At 60.4% G+C, this 25,068-nt stretch carries 16 protein-coding genes and 2 pseudogenes; 6 read left to right on the top strand and 12 right to left on the bottom strand.

Annotated features, from left to right (window positions below; translation table 11 throughout):
• Positions 1-11: 11 nt before the first annotated feature.
• Positions 12-1,553, bottom strand: coding sequence for an acetolactate synthase large subunit (locus A7317_RS12790; protein WP_024075460.1), 1,542 nt, complete (start codon positions 1,551-1,553; stop codon positions 12-14).
• A gap of 248 nt (positions 1,554-1,801) precedes the next feature.
• Here A7317_RS12790 and A7317_RS12785 point away from each other — a divergent pair, with 248 nt between their 5' ends.
• Complete coding sequence (locus tag A7317_RS12785) at positions 1,802-2,560, top strand: IclR family transcriptional regulator (RefSeq protein ID WP_024075461.1); 759 nt, start codon at positions 1,802-1,804, stop codon at positions 2,558-2,560.
• Positions 2,561-2,570: 10 nt separating this feature from the next.
• On the opposite strand, the gene A7317_RS12780 is transcribed toward A7317_RS12785, so the two are convergent.
• The 7 genes and pseudogenes from A7317_RS12780 to A7317_RS12750 all read right to left on the bottom strand — a co-directional run bounded on the left by A7317_RS12780 (position 2,571) and on the right by A7317_RS12750 (position 12,921).
• Positions 2,571-3,896, bottom strand: coding sequence for a hypothetical protein (locus tag A7317_RS12780; protein ID WP_172831571.1), 1,326 nt, complete (start codon positions 3,894-3,896; stop codon positions 2,571-2,573).
• Between the two features lie 3 nt (positions 3,897-3,899).
• Entirely contained in the window at positions 3,900-5,330 is a 1,431-nt protein-coding gene (locus tag A7317_RS12775; RefSeq protein ID WP_069075956.1) for an aldehyde dehydrogenase family protein, read from the bottom strand.
• 78 nt (positions 5,331-5,408) lie between these two features.
• Positions 5,409-6,467, bottom strand: a pseudogene (locus A7317_RS12770) (APC family permease); the annotation flags it as partial.
• Positions 6,468-6,585: 118 nt separating this feature from the next.
• Complete coding sequence (gene pgm / locus A7317_RS12765; protein ID WP_024075596.1) at positions 6,586-8,229, bottom strand: phosphoglucomutase (alpha-D-glucose-1,6-bisphosphate-dependent); 1,644 nt, start codon at positions 8,227-8,229, stop codon at positions 6,586-6,588.
• Positions 8,230-8,335: 106 nt separating this feature from the next.
• The gene (locus A7317_RS12760) at positions 8,336-9,742 is read right to left on the bottom strand and encodes a PLP-dependent aminotransferase family protein (RefSeq protein WP_069075955.1); all 1,407 of its coding nucleotides are present in this window, start codon (positions 9,740-9,742) and stop codon (positions 8,336-8,338) included.
• A 36-nt stretch (positions 9,743-9,778) separates the two neighbouring features.
• Positions 9,779-11,194 carry a hypothetical protein gene (locus A7317_RS12755; RefSeq protein WP_081329190.1) on the bottom strand — a complete coding sequence of 472 codons (1,416 nt, stop codon included), beginning with the start codon at positions 11,192-11,194 and terminating at the stop codon, positions 9,779-9,781.
• A 713-nt stretch (positions 11,195-11,907) separates the two neighbouring features.
• On the bottom strand, positions 11,908-12,921 hold the full coding sequence (locus A7317_RS12750) for a zinc-dependent alcohol dehydrogenase family protein (protein ID WP_024075599.1): 1,014 nt from the start codon (positions 12,919-12,921) through the stop codon (positions 11,908-11,910).
• 266 nt (positions 12,922-13,187) lie between these two features.
• On the opposite strand from A7317_RS12750, the gene A7317_RS12745 reads away from it, so the two are divergent.
• Positions 13,188-14,102, top strand: coding sequence for a LysR substrate-binding domain-containing protein (locus A7317_RS12745; protein WP_024075600.1), 915 nt, complete (start codon positions 13,188-13,190; stop codon positions 14,100-14,102).
• A gap of 197 nt (positions 14,103-14,299) precedes the next feature.
• Here A7317_RS12745 and A7317_RS12740 read toward each other — a convergent pair whose 3' ends face one another.
• Genes A7317_RS12740 through A7317_RS31050 form a run of 3 tightly spaced genes read right to left on the bottom strand, consistent with a single transcriptional unit; the run spans position 14,300 to position 15,887 of the window.
• Positions 14,300-15,367 carry an SAVED domain-containing protein gene (locus tag A7317_RS12740; RefSeq protein WP_024075601.1) on the bottom strand — a complete coding sequence of 356 codons (1,068 nt, stop codon included), beginning with the start codon at positions 15,365-15,367 and terminating at the stop codon, positions 14,300-14,302.
• Positions 15,367-15,630 carry a Mov34/MPN/PAD-1 family protein gene (locus tag A7317_RS31055; protein ID WP_227496797.1) on the bottom strand — a complete coding sequence of 88 codons (264 nt, stop codon included), beginning with the start codon at positions 15,628-15,630 and terminating at the stop codon, positions 15,367-15,369. The genes A7317_RS12740 and A7317_RS31055 overlap by 1 nt, the downstream gene beginning before the upstream one ends.
• The gene (locus A7317_RS31050) at positions 15,627-15,887 is read right to left on the bottom strand and encodes a hypothetical protein (RefSeq protein WP_227496796.1); all 261 of its coding nucleotides are present in this window, start codon (positions 15,885-15,887) and stop codon (positions 15,627-15,629) included. Before A7317_RS31050 ends, A7317_RS31055 begins: the two co-directional genes overlap by 4 nt.
• 353 nt (positions 15,888-16,240) lie before the next feature.
• On the opposite strand from A7317_RS31050, the gene A7317_RS12730 reads away from it, so the two are divergent.
• The 4 genes from A7317_RS12730 to A7317_RS12715 are packed head-to-tail and all read left to right on the top strand — an operon-like array spanning position 16,241 to position 24,018.
• Positions 16,241-17,497: a hypothetical protein gene (locus tag A7317_RS12730; protein ID WP_017530618.1), complete on the top strand. Its 1,257-nt coding sequence runs from the start codon at positions 16,241-16,243 to the stop codon at positions 17,495-17,497.
• Positions 17,494-19,410, top strand: a complete 1,917-nt coding sequence (locus A7317_RS12725; protein WP_017530617.1) for a caspase family protein — start codon at positions 17,494-17,496, stop codon at positions 19,408-19,410. The genes A7317_RS12730 and A7317_RS12725 overlap by 4 nt, the downstream gene beginning before the upstream one ends.
• 11 nt (positions 19,411-19,421) lie before the next feature.
• Complete coding sequence (locus A7317_RS12720; protein ID WP_017530616.1) at positions 19,422-20,402, top strand: AAA family ATPase; 981 nt, start codon at positions 19,422-19,424, stop codon at positions 20,400-20,402.
• A gap of 7 nt (positions 20,403-20,409) precedes the next feature.
• A complete protein-coding gene (locus A7317_RS12715; protein ID WP_024075602.1) occupies positions 20,410-24,018 on the top strand; it encodes a response regulator in 3,609 nt (1,202 codons plus the stop codon).
• A gap of 836 nt (positions 24,019-24,854) precedes the next feature.
• Here the strand turns inward: A7317_RS12715 and A7317_RS31045 are convergent.
• Positions 24,855-25,001: pseudogene (locus A7317_RS31045) on the bottom strand (glutathione S-transferase); the annotation flags it as partial.
• Positions 25,002-25,068 lie beyond the last annotated feature (67 nt).

The following is a 25,068-nucleotide window of genomic DNA, read 5'->3' as shown; positions in this document are numbered from 1 at the left end:
CATCGACTCCTTCACAGCGCCATTTCGATCAGGCAAGGACCACCGTCGGCCTTGGCATTGGCCAGTGCCCGTTGCAGTTCGGCATTGGTTTGCACCGTGCAGGCCGGTACGCCGTAGCCTTTTGCCAGGGCTTTCCAGTCAATGCGCGGGCTGTCGAGCACGGTCAGGCGCAGGGCTTGCGGGTCCATTTCGGTCATGCCGAAACGACGCAACTCGTTCTGCAAAATCGCGTAGCGATGGTTAGCGGCAATCAGGATCACCACCGGCAACTGCTCGCGGGCGATGCTCCACAGGGTTTGGATGGTGTACTGCGCACTGCCGTCCGATTGCAGGCAGAACACGCTATTGCCGCGTTCCGCCAAGGCGGCGCCGAACCCCACCGGAATACCCTGGCCAATCGCGCCACCGGTATTGGTCAATACCCGATGCCGCGCGGCACGGGCGGAGGCGGTGAAGAAGGGATAACCGCAGGTGCCGCCTTCAACCGAGACAATGCTGTCGTGGGGCAGTGACGCGGCCAGCACTTGGCCGATGGACTGCGGCGTCAACTCGGCGTGGCCGGGCGGCAGTTCGATACCCTCCGGGGTCGGTACGTAGGCGGGTGCATCGAGGGCATCGGCCAACGCCGTCAGCGCGCCGGCGACATCGTCACCGACTTCGGCCAACGTCAGCAGGCGCTCACGTTCGGCGAGGCGCGACGGGATGCCTTCGTAGCCAAAGTAACTGATGGGCTCGGGCACGCCAGCACACACGACCAGGTCGTACTGCTCAAGAATTTCAATCGCCACTTCCGGGAAATACGGCAGGCGATCCAGATCCGGCAAACCACCGCCACGGTAGCTCAGGCGCGGAAAGGTCTCGGCAAACAGGCGTACACCCGGCAGTTGCGCCAGGCGCCCCGCCGCTTCCAGGCCCGCAACCGACAAACCCTCATCGCCGACGATAAACACCAGCCGCTTGCCGTCACGCAATGCCTGCGCCACGGACTCGACCCGGTCACCGGCAAATCGGCGAACCGGCGCGCGCAACGGTGCGAACACACCGTTGTGCGTCACCGCGTGAGCTTGCAGGTCCATGGGCAAAATCAAACTGGCGATCTGACCTTTGGCCTGCCACGCCGCGCGTACCGCTTCCTGCAAATCCTCACCGATACCTGCCGCCGTGCGCGAGGTGCGCACCCAGCCCGAGACAGTGCCGGCCAAGGCCTGGATGTCACTCGCCAACGGTGGGTCGTAGTTCACATGCCATGAGGCGTGATCGCCGATGACGTTAACGATGGGCGTATTGGCCCGACGCGCGTTGTGCAGGTTGGCGATGCCATTGGCAAAGCCGGGGCCCAAGTGCGTCAGGGTCATCGCCGGCTTGCCGGCGATACGGCCATAGCCGTCCGCGGCGCCCGTGCAGACCCCTTCGAAAAGCGACAGCACCGGCTTGAGAGCAGGTGCGCTGGCCATGGCGGCCACCAGGGGAATCTCGGTGGTCCCGGGGTTGGCGAAGCAGTACTCGATACCGCTTGCCGCTGCCGCATTCACTATCAGTTGCGCACCATTCATTTTCAGCCCTCTTGCTTGAGCATTTGCAGTGATGAGATTTATCACACAAAAGACTACGAGCAACAAGCGTTTTATTAGTGTGTTTCTCAATAATTGAGATAAATGCAATTTTAATCAGGGAAAACACCTGCCCAAGATTGCGTTTTTCTCTCACTGAGGTAGTGTTGCTCCAGCGCTTGGGGCTCGCGTGGGTGGCCGGATCCCTGCCGGTACGCAACAACCGCCCTTCCCTTTCTTTTAGGAACACAATGAGCAGCCTGAGCAAATTGCTGAGTATCCTGGACCTGTTTGGTCCACAGACGCTGAAGATCGAACCCGACACCATCGCCGAGCGCATGGGCCTGTCACGAGCAACCGTGTACCGCTACGTCAAGGACTTATGTGACGCCGGTATGCTCACCCGCGTGGACGCCGGCAGCTACGGCCTGGGGCCGCGTGTGATTGAGCTGGATTGGATGATGCGTCAGTACGACCCGATCCTTATCGCCGGACGCGAGTTGATGCACGAGCTGTCCGCACAAACGGGCCTGGCGGTGTTTGCCAGCGTGTTTTACGACGGGCGCATCATCAACACCTATATCGCCGAACCCACCGACACCTATCACTTTGCGTTCGGGCGCGGGCAACCGTTGCCGTTTTTCCGCGGGGCGCAATCGAAGGTTCTGATCGCCTTCCAGAAAGGTCGCCGCCTGCAACGCTTGTTCGACGAGCACATGGCCAACGACCCGGACAGCCCGTATGACTGGGCAAGCTTCTCCAAGGCCGCGAAAAAAATCCGCAAGGACGGTTACTGCCTGACCCATGACGAACTCAACCTGGGCCTGACCGGTATCGCCGCGCCGATCATCCAGGCGGACCTGGACGAAGTGGTCGGCAGCCTGTCCGCCGTCGGCAGCAGCCAGAGCTTCAAGCTGCTGCGCCAGGAAACCGTGATCGAAATGGTCATGGATACCACCCGGCGCATTGCCGAAAACATGCGCAACCCGCCGAGCAGCACCACGGCCTAGCCCGTCACGCTCAGAACGGTACGGCCACCGACAACTGGCTATACAGGTTGGTGCCATTGCCGCCGACTTGATTGCCACCGGTGGTCGAGTCCTGGTTGGGTTTGTAGAGCCCCACCAGCGGGGTGATGATCAAGTGCGGGTTGACCGCCCACTCGGCATACACGTCCAACTCGCGGCCATCCAGGTTCAGCGCATTGCTTTTACGCACGGTGGCGTAATCGAAATACAGCGCGCCCAGGCTCAGGTTTTCCAGTGGGGTTGCCTTCAACCCGACATGGTGGATGCGCGTATTGGTGTTGAACGGCCCGGCGTAATTGCCGGCCACTTCGCCCTGGAACCAGGTGCCGTAGCCCGTGCTCAAACCGGTGAACAGCGCGTCCCAGTTCTGCGAATAGCGGGTGTAGCGATAAGTCACCTTGGGGGCCCAGGCGGTATCCGCGAAGGTGTAGCCGGCTTCGCCGTACCAGGCCTTCTCAGGCCCCGTATCCTTGTCCTGCCAGGCGTACTCGAACGCCAGGCTGACGTTCTTGATACCTGCATCGCCTTCACCGCGCACGCTGTAGATGTTCATGCCCTTGCGCTGGCGCTGAAAGTCGCTGGCCCATTGATCGTTCACGTCGAGGCCATGCACCCAGGTCAAGCCGAGCGTCCCCGGTTGGGCGGTGTAATCCAGGGTGCCGGCGGCCAATTCGGTCTCGGCCTGGATGCGGTTGTCCGACTTGAGCCACAACACGCTGCCATGCAGGCCATCCTGGCCACCCAGGCGCAACACGGCGGTCTGATCGAACGAGTGCCGGGCCGCCAGGTAGTAAGCGCCACCACGGTTCAAGCTGCCATCGGCCGGGCCCTTGCCCGGATTCAGGCCGTCATCGTTGATCAGGAACCCTTGACCGACCTTGACCACTTGGCGTCCGCCGGAAATATCCACGCCGTCTTTGCCCAACAGCGGAAACAGGTCACCGGAGCGCCAGCCTAGGTAGGCGTCTTCAACCGTCGTCTTACGCTCGGTGCCCAGGCTGTTGCCGCCTGGATCCCCATCGCCCCACGTGGCGGAGCTGACCAGGGCGAAAGCCCCGTACGCGGTGCCATTCCCGCCCAAGGCCTGGTCAGCGCTCAAGCCGTACTTGATAAAGCCCTCGCGCCAACTGGAACCGCCCGGCGCGCCATCGTAGTTGTAGCGGCTGTTGAACTGACCGTACACCGCCGTCATGTTGGCGTTGAGATGACGACTGTCATCGCTGTACAGCTCATAAGCGTGCACTTGATTGATGGCGCCAAGCGTCAACAAGCACACCAGTGTGCGACCGAATAGGGGGCGACGTGCTGGATCGTACATGGTTCAAACGCCTTGTTCGTCAGCGCGCTTGCGCACAAACAACAGTTGCTGGCCGGTGAACTCCAGCAGCCCCTCAAGGCCGAACTCGACGCCAAACCCCGACATCTTGCTGCCGCCAAACGGCGTGTTCGGCTGGATCTGTGCGTGGCAATTGACCCACGCAACCCCGCTTTCCAGGCGACTGGCCAAGGCCTGGGCCTGCTCGGTATCCGGTCCCCAGACCGATCCGCCGAGCCCCATGTCACCGGCATTGGCGCGGCGCAGCACATCCCCCACGTCCCGGTAAGCAATCAAGGGCAGCACGGGGCCAAACTGTTCCTCGTCCACCAGGCGATGCCCGTCGGTAACGTCCGCAACCAGCGTGGGCGGATAGAAAAACCCAGGCTTATCCAGGCGCGCACCGCCGCACAACACCCGTGCACCGTTTGCCCGCGCGTCGGCGACCAATGCCTCCACCAGTTCCAGTTGCTCAAGGTTCTGCACGGGCCCGAAGGTCACACCGGCCTCCAGACCATCCCCCACCACCTGGCGCGCGGCAATGTGCGTCAGCGCATCGGCAAAGGCCTGGTACTGCGACTCGTGGATATACAGGCGCTTGAGGGCCGCGCAGGTCTGGCCCATGTTGAGAAAGGCCGCCTGGAAGATTTCCTCGGCCACCGCCTCCACCGACGTTCCTGGCAATACGATTGCCGCATCGTTCCCGCCCAGCTCCAGGGTCAGGCGCTTGAGGTTGCTGGCGGCGCCACGCATCACGCTCTGCCCGGTAGCGGTAGAACCGGTAAAGACAATCTTCTGGATACCGGGGTGCGAGGTGATCGCGCTGCCGAAGCCCTGCTCACCGGTCACGCAGTTGATCACGCCGTGGGGCACGTGACGGGCAATGATTTGCGCCAGACGCAAGGTGCTCAGCGGCGTCAGGCTCGACGGTTTGCTGATCACGCAGTTACCGGCACGCAGCGCCGGCATGATGTGCCAGACGGCGATCATGAACGGCCAGTTCCAGGGGGTGATCGACGCCACGACACCCAAGGGTTTACGGTGCAGTTCGACGCGTTGCGTGGGGGTTTCCTCCACCAGTTCCACCGCGATCTCCTGAGCGGCCGCGTAGCGGGTCCAGGCAGCGGCCCCCATGACCTCGGAAAACGCCAGCTCCAGCGGTTTGCCTTGCTCCAGCACAATCAGCCGGGCCAGTGAATCGGCCTCCTGCTCGATATCCGCCGCAATCGCCAACAAACGCTCACAGCGGTCAGGGTGGCTGCTGTGGCGCCAGCTTTTGAATGCCTGCTGCGCAGCGTTGACTGCCTGGTCGAGTTGCCCCAGGGATCCTGCCGGGCATTGGGCAAATGCGACACCCGTGGCCGGGTTGATCACGTCAAACTGACCTTGTTCGCCGGCCACTTGAGCGCCATCGATGAGCATCTTGTAGTTGTGCATTTGAAACCTTCCTTTCACGTGCAGACCCACCCTGTCGAGCAACGACAGGCGGTAATTGTCTGATTAACTGGAGCGTTCTTAGAGCTTGTGGCTGCCCAAGGCGAGAAACCGTTGCGGGGAGATCCTTCGCAGCCGCGCGGCGAGCACGATGCCGATGATCAGGGCCGCGGGAATAATCGCGCAGAGGCTGTATGACAGCAGTTGGCTGGCACCGGTCAGTACATCGAAATGCACCACCGCCAGCACCAGCACCAGGAACAACGCCAGGCAGGAGAAACCGGGCAGGATACGTCCGCGCAAGAGCCCGACGTTAAGCTCGGGATGGCGATGGAAGTAGACGCACACCGCCACAGAGGTCAGTGCCATCAGCAAAATCACGCACAGCGTGGCCAGGTTGGACAGCCAGGCAAACAGTTGCAGGATCGGATCGGCATCCATCGCGGCGAAAATCATTACCACCACCGCTGCGATCAGGCTCTGCAACGCCGAGCCCATATGCGGGCTCTGGTGCACGCGATGGGTCGTGCCCAGCAGGCTGTGCAACAAGCCATCACGGCCGATGGCATAGAAGTAACGCGCGGCGGCATTGTGAAAGGCCAACAGGCCGGCATAGATACTGACCATGAACAGCACGCGAATGATCTGGGTCAGTTGCGGCCCGACAAAGTGGTCGGACATGCCGTAGATAAACGTGGTCGGGTCCTGCAAGGATTGCAGCAGCGGCACGATCTTGTCTGAACCCACGCCCACCACCATCGACCACACCGACAACGCGTAGAAACCACCGATCAGCAACACCGAACAGTAGGTGGCAATCGGAATACTGCGCTTGGGGTCCTTGGCCTCTTCGCCGTAGATGGTCGTGGCCTCGAAGCCGATAAAGGCAGCGAAACAGAACAACAGGCCGATTGACGGCGTGCCACTGAACACATGGCTGCTGCTGAACGAATCAAGGTTGATGCCGTTGTCGCCGCCAGACTTGAGAATGGCGAAGTCCAGGACCAGGATCGCCAGGTACTCGGCGATCACCACCACCGACAGCACCCGCGCCGACAGGTCAATCTTGCGATAGCCCAGGATCGCGATGCTCGCCATCGCCATCAGCGAGTAAGCCCACCAGGGCAACACTCCTACAAAAAAGCCTTAACTGAACGGCATTAGGGCAAGCCCGCTCGCCACAACAAGCCCGCTCGCCACAGTTACAGCGTGCCGCCTTGACTGGCTGGCATTGGGGCTTGCCCCCTCCCACCTGGCGTTATTGAGTAATGGCGCCGTCTACCAGCACCTGCGCCTCTTCCACCAACTGCTTGAGGTGATCTTCGCCAATGAAACTCTCGGCGTAGATCTTGTAGATGTCCTCGGTGCCCGATGGGCGCGCGGCGAACCAGCCGTTTTCGGTCATGACCTTCAAGCCGCCAATCGCCTGGTTGTTGCCGGGTGCATGGCTGAGGATCTGCTGGATGCTTTCCCCGGCCAACTGGGTAGAGGTCACTTGCTGCGGCGACAGTTTGCCCAGCAGGGCTTTCTGCGCCGGCGTGGCCTTGGCGTCGACGCGGATGGCGAAGGGTTCGCCCAGGGCGTCCGTCAGGCCACGGTAGATCTGGCTTGGGTCCTGGCCTTTGCGCGAGGTCATTTCTGCCGCGAGCAACGCTGGGATCAGGCCGTCCTTGTCGGTGCTCCACACCGTGCCGTCCTTGCGCAGGAACGACGCGCCGGCGCTTTCTTCGCCGCCAAAGCCCAGCGAGCCGTCGAACAGGCCGTCGGCAAACCACTTGAAGCCCACCGGCACTTCGTACAGGCGACGGCCGATGCGTGCGGCCACGCGATCAATCAAGCCGCTGCTGACCACGGTCTTACCCACGGCGGCGTCGGCGCGCCAGTCAGGCCGATTCTGGAACAGGTAGTCGATGGATACCGCCAGGTAATTGTTCGGCGCCAACAGCCCACCGGATGGGGTGACGATGCCATGGCGATCGTGGTCCGGGTCACACGCGAAGGCCACGTCGAAACGCTCCTTCAGGCCGATCAGGCCCTGCATGGCGTAGCTGGAGGACGGGTCCATGCGAATCTGGCCGTCCCAGTCGACGCTCATGAAGCGGAACGTGGCATCGACCTCGGTGTTCACCACGTCCAGGTTCAGGCGGTAATGCTCGGCGATGGCCGACCAGTAGCGCACCCCTGCTCCGCCCAACGGATCGACACCCAGACGCAGATCGGCACTGCGAATCGCGTCCATGTCGATCACGTTGATCAGGTCGGCCACATAGCTGTTGAGGTAGTCATGGCGATGGGTGGTGTCGGCCTTGAGCGCCTGGGCGTGGGTGATGCGCTTGACCCCGGCCAGTTTGGCGGCCAGCAGTTCGTTGGCCTTGGCTTCGATCCACTTGGTGACGTGGGTATCGGCCGGGCCACCGTTGGGCGGGTTGTACTTGTAGCCACCACTTTGTGGCGGGTTGTGGGACGGGGTAATGACAATCCCGTCTGCCAGGCCATGGGTGCGGCCCCGGTTGTAGCAGATGATCGCGTGGGAAATCGCCGGGGTTGGCGTGTATTCATCGCCTTCGGCCAGCATCACATGGACGCCGTTGGCAGCCAGCACTTCCAGGGCGCTGGCACCCGCGGGCGTCGACAGCGCATGGGTGTCCAGGCCGACAAACAGCGGGCCGTCGATACCTTGGGCTTCGCGGTACAGGCAAATGGCCTGGCTGATGGCGAGTACATGCCATTCGTTGAAGCTCAGGTCGAACGAGCTGCCACGGTGACCGGAAGTGCCAAAGGCCACGCGCTGGGTGGAGATCGCTGCATCAGGCTGACCGGTGTAATAGGCCGTGACCAGTCGCGGGATATCCACCAGCAACTGGGCTGGCGCCGGCTTGCCCGCAAAAGGACTGATTGTCATGCATAAACCTCAGAGAGATGGATTCGGAAAAAATGACAGTTTACTGAGAGTTGGACTACTGCGCGACGGTATCGATCCTACAAGCCTAAGAGAATTTTTTAACATCCTAGCCGGTCTGTGCCTGCAACAGCGCCTGCGCCAGGGTATCCAGGGCAATGTCCAGGTTGGGCTGCCCATTGAACGTGTGGCTCAGTCGCAGATGCTGGTGATGCAGGCCACTGAGGCTGAACAATTCACCAGGGGCGATCACGACCTGCTGGGCTACTGCACGCTGGAATACCTGGCGCATGTCCACCGCCGCCACCGACTGCAACCAGAAACTGGCCCCGGCGATGGGCATTCGATAGGTCACGCGCCCTTCCAGGCGCATATCCAGGCGTTCACTCATGGCCGCGGCCTGTTCCCGCAAGCGTTGACGCAATGCCCCCAGGTGCTGGTCCAGCCGCCCGCTTTGGTACAGGCGCGCAATCGCATGCTGGCGCATCGACGACAGGCGAAACGCGCGCAACAGGAACTGGCGCTGCAACTCGCTGGCCAGATGACGAGACAGCACATACCCGAAGGGCGCCTCCGGGCCGAGCATTTTCTCGAACGACGAGAACACGATCAGCCGCTCAGGGTTGATCAGGTCACGCATTGCTCTCTGGCGTGGCGCGAAGCACAGCTCACCAAAACAATCATTCTCCAGCAACCAACAGCCAGCTTGGTCCAACAGGCTCGCCAGTCGTAGCTGATCGTAGGCAGGCAAGGCGTGGCCCGAAGGCATGCTGACCACTGATGACAGCAGCACCAGGTGCACCGATTCGTGGCGCAGCCAGTGCTCGAACAACGCCAGGTCCGGGCTGCCATCGGCCTGCCAGGGCCATTCGACGACCCGTACGCCAGCAGCCTGCAACAAGCGCAGGATCAAGTAATCGCAGGGGGATTCGACCACGACCGTCTTACCCTTCAGGCCCAGCACCTCGATCAGGATCTCCAGTACCCCGCGCAGGTCCGCACCGATATAGACGTCATCCGCCTGCCAGCAGCGCGTCGGCGACGAGGTATAACGGGCCGCCAGCGCCGCGCGCAGCTCCCACACCCCGCACGGTTGCGACCAGGGTTGCAGGTGGCGCGGATGCAGGCGCACCAGTTGGCGCTCGAGCGTCAGCAAGGCGCTATCCAGCGAGCCCAGCAGCGTCGGCTCATCGCCGCTGAGCACGCTCATCCCCGGTCGCCGCGCGGCGGCATATAAGCGCTCGAGCAGGTCGCCTCCCACCGCCATCAGTGGGTTAGCCGTTACGGGCCAGGCGAAATAGCCCGATTTGGCCACCGAGTAGACCCGGCCCTCCTTTTCCAGCAGCGAGTAGGCGTACTGGATCGTCGAGATCGACACATTCAGGCGCGTCGATAATTGCCGCAGGGACGGCAGTTTGGCCGGGGTATCCAGGCTGACTTCGTTGATAAGGTTGATCATGTAGCGGTACACCGCCTGGTAGGCAAAGTCCGCCTGCCGCTCACCACGCAGGGTCATTGCCACGCACCCGGACCAATACGCCAGCGCACGGACTCAACGCCCGGACAACTGAAAGGCTTGCGCCTCGGCATGCGTACCGCGCCGCCTCCGCGCATGCCCGGCCTCCAGGGGCCGCTTGCGGTACAGATGCTGCAACAAGGACAACGGCAAGCCACTGGCGTCAATGACCCACTGCAACAGCATATCGGCGACGGGTTTGCCTTGAAGCGCCTTGTGCAATTCGGGGAGCGCCACCAGCATGCCCGGATGGCATTGGCGCAGGTAACCTTCCAATCGCTCGCCATGGTGAATGAAGGGCGAAAACAGCAGGCAGGTCAATTGGCTCTCATCCAGGCCAAAGAACGCCTGGGCATAGGCCGTTGACAGGGCACGACCGTCCCCCGTCGGCGCTTGCGCGATCAAGTGTTCGGGAATCTGCCGGCTACACATGTAATCCTGCGCCTGCCGGAGAAACGCCTCCACCCCATCCTCATAGGCAAGATCGCGCAGACACTCGGCCTGCAAGCCTCGCAGATGGGCCATCAGCAAAGGGTTCGGGTAAGTGGGATGGCTGAAGTGGACACCGAATGGATCAGGCCTATAGCTCAAAAACTCGGTAAGCAACGGCGCTGTGGCCGGGTTCATGCCATTGAGCAAGTCGGCAATCCCGATATACGCCAGATGGCGGTGCCCGACCCGACCGGGACTTTCCGGGGGCGTGTATTGGTCGCCGTAGAGATCCTGGTAACAGCCGTTGCTCCACTCTTCCATGCAGGCAAACAGACGGTTGAGCGACGAGGGGCTGCCGGGGGGAATGACGACACCCGCCGCCAGCGCATTCTTTTTCAGCCAGGCCAGGTACTGGCCCTGCTTGCGCGGGGAGTCGCCGCTGACCAAGGCATGCACGCCTGCGTTCCAACTGGTGACGCGCGGGTAGAAATCCGCCAGGGCCAGGTAAGTGTCATTGCACAGCGTGGCGCGAACATCCCCGGAGGTCATGTGCCCCACCATCACCCTAGTGCGCTGACTTACGGAGGTGCCAGCACTGGAGGGCGGGCGTTGGTGGTTGAAAGGCAGCACTTCCTGATTTTCCACCATCAACAACTCCACCCGGGGGTCGTCATGGAAAAACAACATGCCGTAGCCATGATGCAAGGTATCGAGCGTGGCCTGGGTCATGCCCGTATGCCGCAAGGTGGCAACCCGTAGCTGGAACGTCCCGGGCGCGCGAACGGCGATACTCAGTTGCGCCGCACGCAACAGCGCCAGGGTGTAGCTGCTGACCTCGCCACCCCCATGGGCCACCATGATCTTGTATTGCCCCACTTGCTCCATGCCGCCGGCCGCCACGACGATTCGCTGAATAAGCAATTGAAGTGCTGTACGTTCGGCACGCGTAAAGTGCCCGATTAAACGTTGCAGAACTTGATGATAAACATAGTTCATGGCTTGTTCGTGAATAGAGCTCATCGTTCTACTACCTGAGTTGAAGTATCAGTTTCAAGCAACTATTGAGCATATTTGCTCGACTTATTACATATGTAGACGCGTGGTCCATCGCGCGGTATGACGTTGGATAAACTTTAGCACGCTGCAACAAAGTCCCAGGGCTTGCCAATTACGCACCCGTCGCGCCCTTCTTCCCTGAAACCCTTGTACCAAGGCCCTGATTAGGCCCTAGGAACGCTCTGACAGCGTCCTACACTGGCTTATCCGGAAAACTAAAGAAGTTTCCGACAACTATAATTTATCCGACTAAATGAATTGTTCTTGAAAGAGCGGGGATCGCCTGCCGGGACGCCCACGATCTTCCTCATCGGTAACCGTCGAGAAGTTCCAGTTTCATACATTTGAAGCGCAAATGTCAGATATTCAATCATTGCTCAATCCTTGAGATGACAGTGAAGACACAATTATCAGTGCTGGAATAATGATTAACAGATACAGAACAGGACGAGAAATCCGTTCAGATGGTAAATGGGTACGGCGAAGCTGACGCAAACGTAAAGATGCCGCACTGGGATTCAGGGCGGCATCGGGGAGAAAGGTCGGGTTTTGCGGGACGATGTGCCTGAACGATGGCTCAACCCTCGCGCGGGTTAAGCCCTGACAAATGGCACATTTGCCTCATTCATCCAGACGACCGAGCATTCATTTGCGAATACTCCTACAGCTCAAACAGCTTAAACCTGCAATGCAACACGCTCTCGGCACGGGCATTCGTCCATATAGCGGTGCGCTTCGACGAACTGGTTGAACGGAAACACCGTGGTTTTGAGGGGCACCAGCACACGGTCGGCGGTCAACTGGTTGATATCACGCAATGCTCGTTGCAGCGCAACCTGGTCCTGGATGATGCCCAGCTCCGGTTTACCCGTGAAGTTGCCGATGCAATGTACAAAGAACTGAATGTTCTTCTGGAACGCGGCACACGCCGGGAAGGGTGTCTGGTTGCCACCTTGCAAGCCGTACAGCACCAGGCTGCCACGCGGAGCCAGTACATCGCCGAGCAGCGACATTTGTGGGCCACCCAAGCCATCGAACACAACGTCGACACCGCGGTTGTCGGTGATCTTGTTGACCTGCATGAGCAGGTCCTGTTCTTCGGTGACGATGACCTTTTCGGCGCCGAGGGACAGCAGGTACTCGCGCTCAGCGCTGTCCTTGGTCGCGGCAATCACCCGAACACCCAAGGCTTTGCCCAGTTGCACGAAGGACGGACCGGCACAATGGCTGGCGTCAGTCACCAGTGCAAACTGGCCGGGTTTGACCCGCGCCAGGTCGACATAGGCAAAGTAGGCAATCAACAGTGGCGTGTAGTGCACGCTGGCTTCGATCGGGCTCAAGACATCCGGATAACGGGTCAGGGCGGTGCGTGGCAAGACGATCTGTTCGCCATACACCGGATAATCATTGGGGCTCTCGGCCGGAAAACTGGCCACCTTATCGCCCACGGCCAAATCATCCACGCCGTCACCAAGCGCCACCACAACACCCGCCATTTCATGGCCAAGGCCAGACGGCAGGCGTGCATGGGAGGATGCCAGGTTCTGGCGCCACAAAATGTCATACCAACTGATGCCAATCGCCTCGACACGCACCTGCACTTCGCCCGGTGCAGGCTGCGCGGCTGCATGCTCTTCGCATTTGAGCACCTCGGCCGGACCAAACTTGTGAAAACGGATCGTGCGGGACATCGCAAACCTCGTCAAAGTAACCTCTATTGCCACGAACTCTATCTGGGCTTTCCGGGTAAGACCACCGGTCGCCGTTAATAGTCGACATGTCTGTCATTGATTCCGCATCTGAGGAATAACCCTCAAGTATCGTAGGAAAACTCAATTAGCCGGTGCAGAGTACCAGCCTTTCCCCGTAAGATTCATGCCGGTCATGCTTCCAAGTAGAACCCAAGGGCTCTATATGGCCGCTCTCGTCAAGTTTGCTGACTCTTCCAGGACACAAGATGAACCGTAACGACCTGCGTCGTGTCGACCTGAACCTCTTGATCGTATTCGAAACCTTGATGCACGAGCGTAGTGTGACCCGCGCGGCCGAGAAATTGTTCCTGGGCCAACCGGCCATCAGCGCAGCATTATCGCGCCTGCGCGGCCTGTTCGACGACCCGCTGTTCGTGCGTACCGGGCGCAGCATGGAGCCATCGGCCCGCGCCGTGGAAATCTTCGCCCTGCTCTCCCCGGCCCTGGACTCTATTTCCACCGCCGTCAGCCGCGCCGCCGAGTTCGACCCGGCCACCAGCACCGCCGTGTTCCGCATCGGCCTGTCCGACGACGTCGAGTTCGCCCTGCTTCCGCAATTGCTCAAGCGCCTGCGTGCCGAAGCCCCTGGCATCGTGCTGGTGGTACGCCGCGTCAACTACATCCTGATGCCTGGCCTGCTGGCTTCCGGAGAAATCTCCATCGGCGTCAGCTACACCGCCGACTTGCCGGCCAACGCCAAGCGCAAGGTGCTGCGCCGCAGCCTGCCCAAACTGCTGCGCGCTGACAGCGTACCCGGCGCCCTCAGCCTGGACGACTTCTGCGCCCGCCCCCATGCGCTGGTGTCGTTTGCCGGCGACTTGAGCGGGTTTATCGATGAAGAGCTGGAGAAGCTCGATCGCAAACGCCATGTGGTGCTGGCCGTACCGCAGTTCAATGGCTTGGGTACGTTGCTGGCGGGGACCGATATTGTCGCCATCGTGCCGGACTACGCCGCCGAAGCACTGACCGCCGCGGGCGGCTTGCGGGCTGAGGAACCGCCGTTGCCGGTGCGCTCGTTTGAGTTGCATATGGCCTGGCGGGGATCGCAGGACAATGATCCGGGGGAGCGGTGGTTGCGGTCGAGGATTCAGATGTTTTTTGGCGACCCTGAGAGTCTTTAGGCGTCGTCGGGCAGGCTGTTCATCTGATCATTTTTGCCTTTCCACAAACCATGGAGCTCCATTCACTTCCGGTGGATTGCTACATTGGGGGCACATCTGAGGGCATGCTTTGGATGGTTTGAAAAGGATGCCCCCACTGCCCGCAATCCTGCCTAAGCATCAGTGTGTCGCTAAGCGCCAAGAGAACTTTAGCGACATCATCGGTGCACTATTTCCGGCTGGAGCACCCCCGCTACAGGCATGCGCACTACCCAAGGGAATCGTTTGGGATCGGCCTGTTCGTACTGATTGACCTCCAGGCGAGGGAGATTCCGCTTGTCATACAGCATGCCTAGCCGCAATGCCAGGCTTGCAGGGGCAGCCAGAAACAAAGTTATTTCTGTAACGCCTTTTCGAACCAAGGAAATCACTGTATCGAGAAACAGCTGAGCGAGTTGTTGTTTCAACTCGGACCAATGCGTGTCGGTACCACGGCCTTCCAGATCCATCCGGATAATGGGCGTTACTGCCTCAGTGATCTGCACATCAACATCCAAAACATCGTACGAAGCGGACACACAGAGCGCCACGCGGGTCGCCCCTGCTTGCAAGGTATCCAAGCCTGCCACCACAAAGCGTTTACCGTCATCATCAACGGTCAACCCACGCCTGGCACGCAGTAGCCGATCCCAGTCCATGATGACCGTGTTTGACTCGTCGACGACGATCACTCCGAGGAGAAAAAGCAATGGCACCGGTGCAAGCCCACCGAGCACAAACGATATATCGGATCGATCCAACCCATCGCAACGTCGTGCAATGTCATCAGGCAGGCTTGAAATTCGACGTACTGCAGCCTCTGGGCTCACGATCTGTCCGTCTACAATTCCTTGCCTCAAGTCGATGATCACCTGCTCACGGCGACCGAGTATTGATGAGGGAACTGCTGAAGCCAGAGGTTGACCTTGCCAATCTCTCAACCCTCTGGCCTTGATCACGATGACCTTCTTACGGCTCTCTCGGCGGATATCACGAACGACCAGCCATCCACCTAGCAATACAATCACACAAGCTCTCGCGAACACACCCCAACTCAATGCACCGGAGCTTCCAGAGGTATCCCAGCTAAAGTTAAACGGCACCTGGGAAGTTGGAATCGTAATGCCGACTGTCAGTCCTACGAGCACCAGACCAAAGAGGGGCACGCCTACTCGAATCAGTGTGACGCCCGGCAAACATCGCCTGAAGACCCAATCGATAAGCGATTTAATGAAGTAATTTATCACTATCTATGCTCCAGAATGACAACCGGTGATGGGCTAAAATGGCGACGAAACAAGGTGCAAGAACATGAGATCTTCCGCCACCATTGCAGCCGAACGATCAGCAGTACCGCAAAATCGATACCGCGCTCACCGTTGACAAGATCGACCATAGACTCAACGTCCTGAGCACTAGGCGTCACCGGGAATCGAGGGTGCGAATGCCACTCACCCAAGTAGTTGAAGCGATCATATTGATGCCCGGTTTCGCAGAAGAACGCATTCATGCCTCGGCATGGGCTTCCGAGCTCCGGACGAAATGCGCTTGCCCTCCCGTCTGGCTGTCAATCATCAAGTCAACAACTCGGAAATAACCGGGCTCAATCTGCTCCCCCATCAACACACTGCCAATCTCTCGACTACCCGCCGCTCTGAGCGCCTTTCGCAACTGCTCCTTGACGCTATCCGCAAATTCAACTTGCATCGTTGGCTTTTGGTAGAAGGTCTGCGAAGAATTCCTTGAAGGCCTCAACGTCGCCATCATGTACCTCCATGCTCCGACCATCGGTTGGGCCAAGATCGATCGGCCTAACATCGAATGGCGCCGTAAAGAGCCATCTTCCAGACAGGCCAATCAAATAAGCGGAGTATGGGAAGATCGTCGCTTCGGGACGAGCAAGTAGGTCAGTGGCAAAGCGAGACGGGTGCGCAGCAATCACAGTGACGTCTTCTTGGACTTCTAAGGCCGGGATGGAGATGGTCTGGACCTTAGAGCATCTTATGATTGTTCGCCGAAATGGCTTTCTGCCACTTCTCTTTTCCCCTAATTGCTAAGATTATGGGCGGCGTGGCGATATGCCATCCGATTTAACGCTGCCAGCATCCAGAGGACGGACGATGAAAATCATATTCGTGCACGGCACGGGCGTTCGTTTGCCCGCATTCGAAGCCACCTTCAATACGGTCAAGGCTCATGTGGCGCACTTTCTGCCCGCTGCATCCGTGACGGGTTGTTATTGGGGCGACCATGGCAGTGATATCGGCAAGGGCTTGTCGGTGCCGCTGTATGACCAGGCCAGGGCCATCAACCAGCAAACGCCCGAAGACGAAGCCCTCGCCGAATGGGCACTGTTGTACGACGATCCGCTGGTCGAGTTGCGGTTGCTGGCCGCCAGGACGAGTGGTGACATAGCCTTCGACGGCTTCGGCGACAGCCCGGTGATTAAAGTGCGCAAGGCACTGGCCGAACTGCGGAATGCAATCGACACTGGCACCTGGCCCCCCGTGCCCGGCAAGGTCGACGGTAGCGCCGTCGCTGCGATAGAAGCGATCGATAACTTACCGGAACTCGATAGCGCAATCGCCGAGGGCGTCCAGTTCGGCAAGAACAGCGGCAAGGGGCTCGACCCTCTCATCGAGTTGCTGGCCCGGGCCGTGACAGCAGGTTGGGTGCAGGCGCAAATGACTACGGGGTCACCCGTGGTTCCGTCCACCACCCGCGACGCGCTGCAACTGGCGGCCTTCCACCTCATGGGAGGAAGCGGCGCTCAGGTCAGAGGAGTGGTCGGCGATATCGTCAGCTTCGTGACCAAGCCGTTACGCACCTTCCTTGGCGCAGTTGTTGCCGACCCGGTGCTTCAGGTCGCCGCTTGGGGCGGACGGACCTATCGCCACAGCATCGCCAATGCAGCGACGCCTGCCGTTGGCGACATCCTGCTCTACCAGGCCCGGGGCGAAACAATTCGCTCGATCATCGCCAAGGCGGTTGCAGACGCGGGTGAGACGCCAGTGGTGCTGCTAGCCCACAGCCTGGGTGGCATCGCTTGCATCGATCTGTTGATCTCGTCGCCGCCACCTCAGGTCAAGGCCGTGATCACCGCCGGCTCCCAAGCACCGTTTCTGTACGAGATCGGCGCGTTAACCCAACTCCAGCAACCCGCCGCATTGCCGGGCCATATGCCCAGTTGGCTGAACATCTACGATCGTGACGACCTGCTGTCCTTCAAGGCAGAGGCCATCTTGGGCAACGGCGCCAGGGTCAGTGACTGCGAAATCCGCAGCCATCAACCCTTCCCTGCATCGCATAGCACCTACTGGGACAACGTCGAGGTCTGGAAGCGGATCGCCGGATTCCTGGAAACCCTTGGCACATGAAGCTCGGCTCGGCAGCGAATACCTACGCTATCGTGGTCGGTATCGAGTGCTACCGACAAGCCGGCTGGACGCTCAACGGCCCGGCGATGGATGCGCTGCGCATGGCCAACTGGCTGCTGGAAAAAGGCGTCCTCCCAGGCAACATGAAGGTCTTGATCAACGAGGACACCGACATCAGCGAAGCGCTGGGCGAGCAACGCGAGCAGTTGAAGGCCTGTTTGCGCGACGCAGGCGTCGAACTGCGACAGAACCCCACACGCCAAGAACTGGACGACATCCTGGAGCCCCAGAACCTGCTCACACCGGACGGTGTCGGCGTGAAAACCTTGGTCCTTTACCTGGGCGGTCATGGCCTGTGGGAAGGTGGAGAAGCACCAAAGCGCTACCTGGTTACTGCCGATGCCTCCGAGCGCCAATGCCACGTGGTGAACCTGACAGGGATTGCCAACCGGTTCGCCTACTACACCGGCGCGAACCGCTTCCACCGCCAGTGGATCATCCAGGACATCTGCGCGACCCTGCCGGGAGGCCTCCCCCTGAAATGCCTGGCCATTCAAGATTCACCAAGGACGGTGCCTGATAGCCATCAATATATCTTCAACGCCGCACGTCCCGGCCAATCGGCCGGCAACGATCAAGTACGACAGACCGGGGGGTTTTCCTCCGCCCTCATGAAGGCCCTTGCAGGCCAGGACACATTGGAAGGGCTGAATATCGAAGAGGTGCGCAAGGCGATGGACGCCTCTCCCTGGGCTCTCAACAACCGGATGTCCGTCTCCTATCGCGATCACAACATGGAGGAGCAGTCGCAAGTCTTGGGTTCCCTCGCCACCGACCAAGGCGCTCTGGCGGAACTGGAACGGATACTCGGCACAAGCCAAGGGATGACCACGGATTTTATCCAGGCCATCTCCCGACGGTTCCGGCGCGGAACATCAGAGCGCCCGACCCGCCCCCTGTCGCTACTGCAGTTGCTGGACGGACTGGTCGCCCCCGAGGATTGCGGGCTGACGAACATTGAACAGTTCGCGATCCACCTGCATTCGGTGATGGTCCAGCTCAAGGAGAACTGCGGCAGCACGAATTGGGACGCCGACATCGAGAAGGTCTTTAACTGGATCCTCAAATGGCCCGGCGCTCACGACAGGCCCGCTGTAAACCAGTTGAAGGGCCATTTCGAGAACGAGGCGATGGCAAGAGCAGACCTCATCATCATCGACCTGCGCGGTAGCCAAAACCCAAACGAAACTCGGGTGTGGACGTACTCTAATGACGAGCCCACCGACATGGAGCCCTTCACGACGCCTCAGTCCAGCCTGACCGAACGCCTGCGTAGTGTGCTGGAGCAACTCTGCGCCAGTCCATGCGTGTATCGCACCACCCTGTTCGAAGTCGTGGTGCCGGCGGCGGATCTTTTCCAGCCCTATACCGGCCTTGAGTTCATCCGGGATGAGGTACCCGCGTACCTGGGCCATGGCGAGTCGCTGCTGGCGTTGCGCATTCTGGAGCGCTGGACCGACGAGCGCTGGAATCGTGTGTGGAAACGCCACTGGAAGGACGCCAAGGTCAACAGCGGGCGACCGCCGAAAATGGCCTGGCTCTCCTCCGGCACCGCGATGCCCCGCAGTGACTGGCTTTGGCACGGCACAGCGCACCTAGACACCCAGAGGGCCGACCTCGAGCGGTTGCTCAAGCAAGGCGCAGCCTGTGCCACATGGTGCGAGCCTGCGCATATGGAGCAGGTCACTGCGATCGTGGAAAGCGGGCTGTTTGCCTACCTGCACCAGACCCGCACCGAGTTGGCCACACTCAACGCCCAAGGGCAGCATGGCATTACCTGCATATTTGACAACCCCGACCAGATTCCAGACGGTGCTGGCGGCTTTTCCAGTCGCTTCAAGCAACCCTCCTAAAGGACATGAACATGACCCAGTGGCACATTTTTTCGGGTGAGCGCAAACCTGCGACCGTTACCCTGCCTCCCGCACCACCGTGGCGCACTTTCGTCGAACCGGCCGCCGATCAACTGTACGACTGCGGATCAGTCGAGGATGACGACCGCTACTGGGATCATGCTAGGGCCTACCAGACGCCGCCCGCAATCATCGATGCGATCAACGCCGCCCTGATTCTCCGTCGTCCATTATTGGTCACCGGCCCTCCAGGCACCGGAAAAAGCTCGCTGATCTACCGTATCGCCTACGAACTGAAACTGGGCCCGGTGCTGGTCTGGCCGGTGAATTCGCGCACGACCCTGGAAAATGGCCTGTACGACTACGATGCCATCGGCCGCCTGCGCGACCAGAGCCTGAGCGGCGGCTCGGCGCCGGACATTGGCAAGTACATTCGCCTGCAAGCCCTCGGTACAGCGTTGCTGCCGTCGAAGCGCCCGCGGGCGCTGCTGATCGATGAACTCGACAAGGCAGACCCTGACCTGCCCAACGACCTGCTCAACGCGCTGGAAGAGGGCTGGTTCGAGATCCCAGAGTTGCAGCGAGATGAATGCGAAGAGGTGGAGGTACGGGTCGCATCGTCCGCCAAGGTCATGACAGCACAGGTTGAGAAAGCCAGGATCAGGGGCGGACGGGTGCAGTGCCATGAGTTTCCGTTCATCGTCTTCACCAGCAACGACGAACGGGAGTTCCCTGCGGCATTCTTGCGCCGCTGCATTCGCATCGAATTGCAGGCACCGGATGACAAGGCGCTGACGAAGATCGTCGAAGCACAGATGGGGAGCGAGGCCGCCGCCAAGGTGCAGAAGTACATCTCGGAATTTGCCGAGAACGATACGGTCAGCGCCACCGACCAGCTGCTGAACGCTGCCTACCTGATCCACAAGGTCAACCAGGGCACGCCTGACGAAGCGCAGAAGTTTTACGACCTGCTGACCCGCCCACTGAGCTGACACGACCATGCTCGACACGTTGATAAAGGCGTTGCGCGAAAGTGGCGCGTCGGTGGACAGCGACAGTATCGCCAACACACTGTGGCTGCGAATGGCCATGGGCGCGCATAACGCCGCAGAGAAGCCGCTCGCGCAGCGCCCCAGCGAGCCTGCATGGCAGGAAGACGTGGAGGCGCCCATCGACACGTCTACTAGCACGCCCGCCCTGCCGGCCACGGTCGAGAGCCCGCCTCCAACCTCGCCAGTCGTCGATGACATCCCGCTCGTCCCGACTGCCGCAAGCCCGGTCGCGGGACAGACGGCAGCGCTTGGCGTTCTTCCCTCGCTGCCCGAGCGCGCCGCGTTCAAGCGCGCAGTGAAGCAACTGCGCTCACAACACCGCCAACCTTCGCAACGGCTCGACGAACGGGCGATGGTCCGAAGCGTCGCCGAGGACAGCCTGCAAGCACTGAAGCCGGTGTTCATGCCAGGTTCGCGCCGCTCGCTGCGTCTGAGCCTGATCAGGGAACGCAGCGGCACCAACGCCCTGTGGACGCAGCCGTTAGATGAGCTGGCGGCATTGTTCCATGGCCAGGGCACCTTCAAGTTGCAGCGCGAGTGGTCGCTGGGCGAGCGCGAAGCCGGCGCAGAAGCGCCCATGGCGGTGCTTAGTGAACTCGACCGGCAAGGCCAGCCCATCGGCGTCGAGCGGTCGGCAGAGCGCATCAAATGGTGGCCTGGGGAGATCATCCTGATCGCCAGCGACTTCACCAGCAACGGATGGTGGGACGGCACCTACCTGAAACTGCTGCGCGGCCTGGCGGCGCGCCAGCCGGTTGCGCTGCTGCACACCCTGCCCGGCCGCTTATGGTCACGGACCTGGACCGGCACCCCGGACGCCTCAGTCAGCAGCGCACGGGCATTGGTTCCTGCACGCGCGCTGGATGTCCGCGTACTCCACCTCAGCAACGCTGCGGTACGCGACGATGCCCGGCTGGCCATTCCCTTGGTCGAACTGGCGGTTCAGCCCTTGAGTGCTTGGGCCAGGCTGCTGATGGGGCGCGCAGGGTCGATGGCCGCCATCCTGCTGGATGAGCGTGAACCGGAAGTGCCAGCGGCGGATGAGGTGCAAGAGCAGACGTCGCCTCCTGTGGACGCCAAGCGCCTGGCCATGCAATACCGCATGGCGTCGTCCCCCCTTGCCCGACTACTTGCCCAGCACCTGTCGGTGACCGCACCGCTGAGCTTCCCGGTGATGCGCTGGGTACAGCAGGCGATGCTGCCACACTCGGATACCTCGCATTTGGCCGAATTTGTCCTCGGTGGCTTGCTGAAAGTACAGCCCTCATCCGCTGACACCCCAGCCGATACCCTGACCTACGATTTCATCGAAGGCGTGCGCCCCCTGTTGCAGCAAGGCATGCCCAAGGTCTTGGGGCTGGAGACGCAGTTGCTCGTCGGACGCTATCTGGAACGCATGCATGACAGCACCCTGGACATGCGTGCGGTGGTAGAGACCTGGAGTGACGAACAGTTGCACGAGCTGTCGTCCGAGCACCAAGCATTCGCCATGGTTTCCCGGGGGTTTCTCGAACGGATCGGCCTGCGGCCGCGCGCGACCAGCAGCACAGCGCAAAAACCCGGAAAGCCGACACCAGTACATTCTACGGAGCCCGACCCGGACCAAGGATCACCTGCGCCCAAACCAGCTCCACCCTTGCAGTCCGCACAGAACCAGTGGACACGCACGTTGCGTGAACCGGTCCAGGAACTGCAATGGTCGCCTTTCGATGAAGAACGCCTGGCGATTCGCACCTTCAGCGGGATCGATCTCTGGCGACCGGCCCACGAAACCGACAGCAGGACCCTGCGCCAGCAGAAAAACGTCGCCAGCATCAGAAAACCGACCTTGGTCCTGTACTGGTGGGTGCCGGCAGGGCCTGAGGACGAAGGCGGAAAGCTCGAAGCCATCAAGATGATCGTTCGTCGCCTCAGCGAAGCACTGATGGCGCGCCTGCCGGGTCGTGTCCGGATCAAGCGGCTGCGCAATCCCATCGTGTTGAACAACCGGCGAAATCCGGCTCAGGCCTTGTTGATATTCCAGACGAGCGAGTATTCACGCTGGGCCCATGCCCAACCGCTGCAGTTTACCGCGATAGAACGTTTCATCGCGCGCAAGAACATCCTCTCCTCTTGCGTGGAGATGGGCGCAAAGCGTTCCGCCCATCCTCTGATCCACAAAACCATTCACCTGAAAGAGCGTGATCTGCAGGCATCTGGGTACCTATCGACTTCTGAGTTCTGGGCGAAGCTGAGTTGGCTGACCAATACACTTTGCAAACGAATACAGCGGTTGTTACCTACGGAGAACGAGCCGATAACGGCCATGACGTGGCTCTCGGAGAACCAGATCGGCATCGCAAGCCATGATGGTGCGGCAACGACAGTGGCCGCATTGAATGTGGGTCGCAAAAGCCTGAGTGGCGACATCGACAGCGGGCTGCTGGCCTTCCATCGTTCGTCAATTCCGTTGACTCACCTGTTCGTCCGTCCCGCACTCGAAACACCTCGCGGGTCTCGAAACGAGCAGCCCGGTGCGGAGCAATTGGTCTGCATGGATGCGCAAGGCTCGACCTACATCAAGCGCGACCGAGAGGATCAAAACGCCCCTCTGAAAGAGGTGATTTCAGGTGAAGGCATCCCACGACGACCGGTCTTTTCACCCTTGGACCGGCGCTGGTGGATCGCAGGAGAGGAACCCCGCTTGCTGTCCCCCAGCACTGCCAGAAAACTCCACCCCCCCGAAGTCCCCCTGCTGTCCATCTGCGACCTGCGCAAGGAGGACAACGTGCATACCTTGTTGCATGACCAGATATTTGCCGGCTGGACGCTGGATGACTCCGTCTTCGCCATTACCGCGGCAGGCTTCCTGCACCAGGGTTCGATCCATGATATGCGGGTTTCCAACCGCACGTCGCAGCCGTTGCTCGACCGGCAACCCCGGTACCTTAACGGCATCTTGCGAGAGGCGGCGGCAAGCGCCGATGGCCATCGCTTCGCCACGTTGACTGCGTATGGACGTCTGGACCTATGGGACACCCTGAGCATGACCCGACTGAACAGCTGGCAGGTCATCACCGCGCTCGCCGAGGTCAGGCATGTGAGGCTGGGACTTTCGGCGACCGGGCAACGCATCGCGTTCAGCGATGGCAGGACGGTGAGGGTGTTCGAGGAGCCACTGTCGGCCATTAGCGACAGTCGCTGGATGCGTCAGGTCCTGTGGGTCGACGATCGGCCGGGTAACAACGAGTGGGAGCGCCACGCTCTGGCCTCCCAACAAGTGCGCTGCACCTTGGCGCTGTCCACCGACGAGGCCTTGGAGACGCTTGAGAAGCGCCGTTTTGCCGTGATCATTTCCGATATGGGCCGTAGGGAGGGATCGGCTGAAGGCTATGTCTTGCTCAAGGCCCTGCGCGAAGCAGGCAACCTGACCCCTTATTTCATCTACGCCAGCTCAGATCTGCCTGAACACCACGATCTGGCGCTGCAGAATGGCGCTCAAGGGTCCACGAGCAAGTCGGACAAACTGCTGCGGTGGGTCATGGAGTGCATCGATGGCCCCAGCGTCAAAGCGTAAGTGCCCTGATGCCCACAGCGCTGTCAGCTACTAGCTCTCGATCAGCCCTCCAGCCCCGCGTTTAACTGCTCGCTATGAAGGGTGAAGTTCATTTCGTTCAACAGTATCGGCTCAGGCGGATTTCACGCCGGCTTCGGCGCGCCCAGCAAGTGCCGTGGCCGTTGCAGGCCAGCGCGACATAAACGTTCGGTCGTAACTCGCAGAAGAACGGAATCACGCTCCAGAAGTACGATACTCGCCTGTTCAGCTGCGGCCATCGGCAGGTCAGGGTGCCGTAGGGGAAAATCGACAGCATGCGCCCCAGAAGTAAGTTGAAATAAGCACCGGGTGGATAGTTGGCGAGAATCAGCTGGTTGATAAAGGGGGCAAAACTGGGGGCACGATTCGATTTTTTCGGGTGATAACTACCGTCCTAGAGCCCAGTCAAAATGTTTTTCGGCGATCCTGAGAGTCTCTAGGCGTCGTCGGGCAGGCTGTTCATCTGATCATTTTTGCCTTTCCACAAACCATGGAGCTCCATCCACTTCCAGTGGATTGGTACATTGGGGGCACATCTGAGGGCATGCTTTGGATGTTTTGAAAAGGATGCCCTCAGTCTAAGGCTCAACAGTTCCGTTCTCGAAAAGTCTCCCCGGCGTCGTTCCCAGCCGCCGTGAGCGCTAGTCGATAACTTCAGTTAATAGCTGAGAACCTCCATACGAGAAGAAGTGAGGAGTCGTGTGATCGACAATGATGGTAGCGCACCATCATTCGGCCAAGACGACAGCGGCACGTGATCGTTTCCAACGATGCCGAGGGCCAGCAGGACACTGCATCAGGGCGCCCCTACGCCACCCCGTGGCACCTATGCCCTGCAGGAGGGATCCGGCAAGTTCGCTCAAGCGCTGGAAATAATCCGCCACTGCCGGCAACCACGGATGCTCGAACGGCGTGTCGAACCAGCGATTAACCGAGCGTCCCACAGGAATATCCGCCTGGGTATATGGTCCGTATCTACTAATGGGGGCGGAAGGCTTCGTTAGACTCAAGTTGTTGTCAGGCAGGTCTCAC

Origin of the sequence: Pseudomonas fluorescens (genome assembly GCF_001708445.1) — a bacterium.
Classification (GTDB): domain Bacteria; phylum Pseudomonadota; class Gammaproteobacteria; order Pseudomonadales; family Pseudomonadaceae; genus Aquipseudomonas; species Aquipseudomonas gorinensis.
The sequence above is the reverse complement of the archived record's forward strand: the minus strand, read 5'-3'. Positions and strand labels throughout refer to the sequence as shown.

What these genes read in the sequence shown, in the direction of transcription:
- A7317_RS12720 (WP_017530616.1), top strand. Translation starts at nt 19,422, where the DNA reads ATGACCCAGTGGCACATTTTTTCGGGTGAGCGCAAACCTGCGACCGTT.
- A7317_RS12785 (WP_024075461.1), top strand. Translation starts at nt 1,802, where the DNA reads ATGAGCAGCCTGAGCAAATTGCTGAGTATCCTGGACCTGTTTGGTCCA.
- A7317_RS12755 (WP_081329190.1), bottom strand. Translation starts at nt 11,194, where the DNA reads ATGAGCTCTATTCACGAACAAGCCATGAACTATGTTTATCATCAAGTT.
- A7317_RS12730 (WP_017530618.1), top strand. Translation starts at nt 16,241, where the DNA reads ATGAAAATCATATTCGTGCACGGCACGGGCGTTCGTTTGCCCGCATTC.
- A7317_RS12780 (WP_172831571.1), bottom strand. Translation starts at nt 3,896, where the DNA reads ATGTACGATCCAGCACGTCGCCCCCTATTCGGTCGCACACTGGTGTGC.
- A7317_RS12750 (WP_024075599.1), bottom strand. Translation starts at nt 12,921, where the DNA reads ATGTCCCGCACGATCCGTTTTCACAAGTTTGGTCCGGCCGAGGTGCTC.
- A7317_RS12775 (WP_069075956.1), bottom strand. Translation starts at nt 5,330, where the DNA reads ATGCACAACTACAAGATGCTCATCGATGGCGCTCAAGTGGCCGGCGAA.
- pgm (WP_024075596.1), bottom strand. Translation starts at nt 8,229, where the DNA reads ATGACAATCAGTCCTTTTGCGGGCAAGCCGGCGCCAGCCCAGTTGCTG.
- A7317_RS12725 (WP_017530617.1), top strand. Translation starts at nt 17,494, where the DNA reads ATGAAGCTCGGCTCGGCAGCGAATACCTACGCTATCGTGGTCGGTATC.
- A7317_RS12760 (WP_069075955.1), bottom strand. Translation starts at nt 9,742, where the DNA reads ATGACCCTGCGTGGTGAGCGGCAGGCGGACTTTGCCTACCAGGCGGTG.
- A7317_RS12715 (WP_024075602.1), top strand. Translation starts at nt 20,410, where the DNA reads ATGCTCGACACGTTGATAAAGGCGTTGCGCGAAAGTGGCGCGTCGGTG.
- A7317_RS31050 (WP_227496796.1), bottom strand. Translation starts at nt 15,887, where the DNA reads ATGATGGCGACGTTGAGGCCTTCAAGGAATTCTTCGCAGACCTTCTAC.
- A7317_RS12745 (WP_024075600.1), top strand. Translation starts at nt 13,188, where the DNA reads ATGAACCGTAACGACCTGCGTCGTGTCGACCTGAACCTCTTGATCGTA.
- A7317_RS31055 (WP_227496797.1), bottom strand. Translation starts at nt 15,630, where the DNA reads ATGAATGCGTTCTTCTGCGAAACCGGGCATCAATATGATCGCTTCAAC.
- A7317_RS12790 (WP_024075460.1), bottom strand. Translation starts at nt 1,553, where the DNA reads ATGAATGGTGCGCAACTGATAGTGAATGCGGCAGCGGCAAGCGGTATC.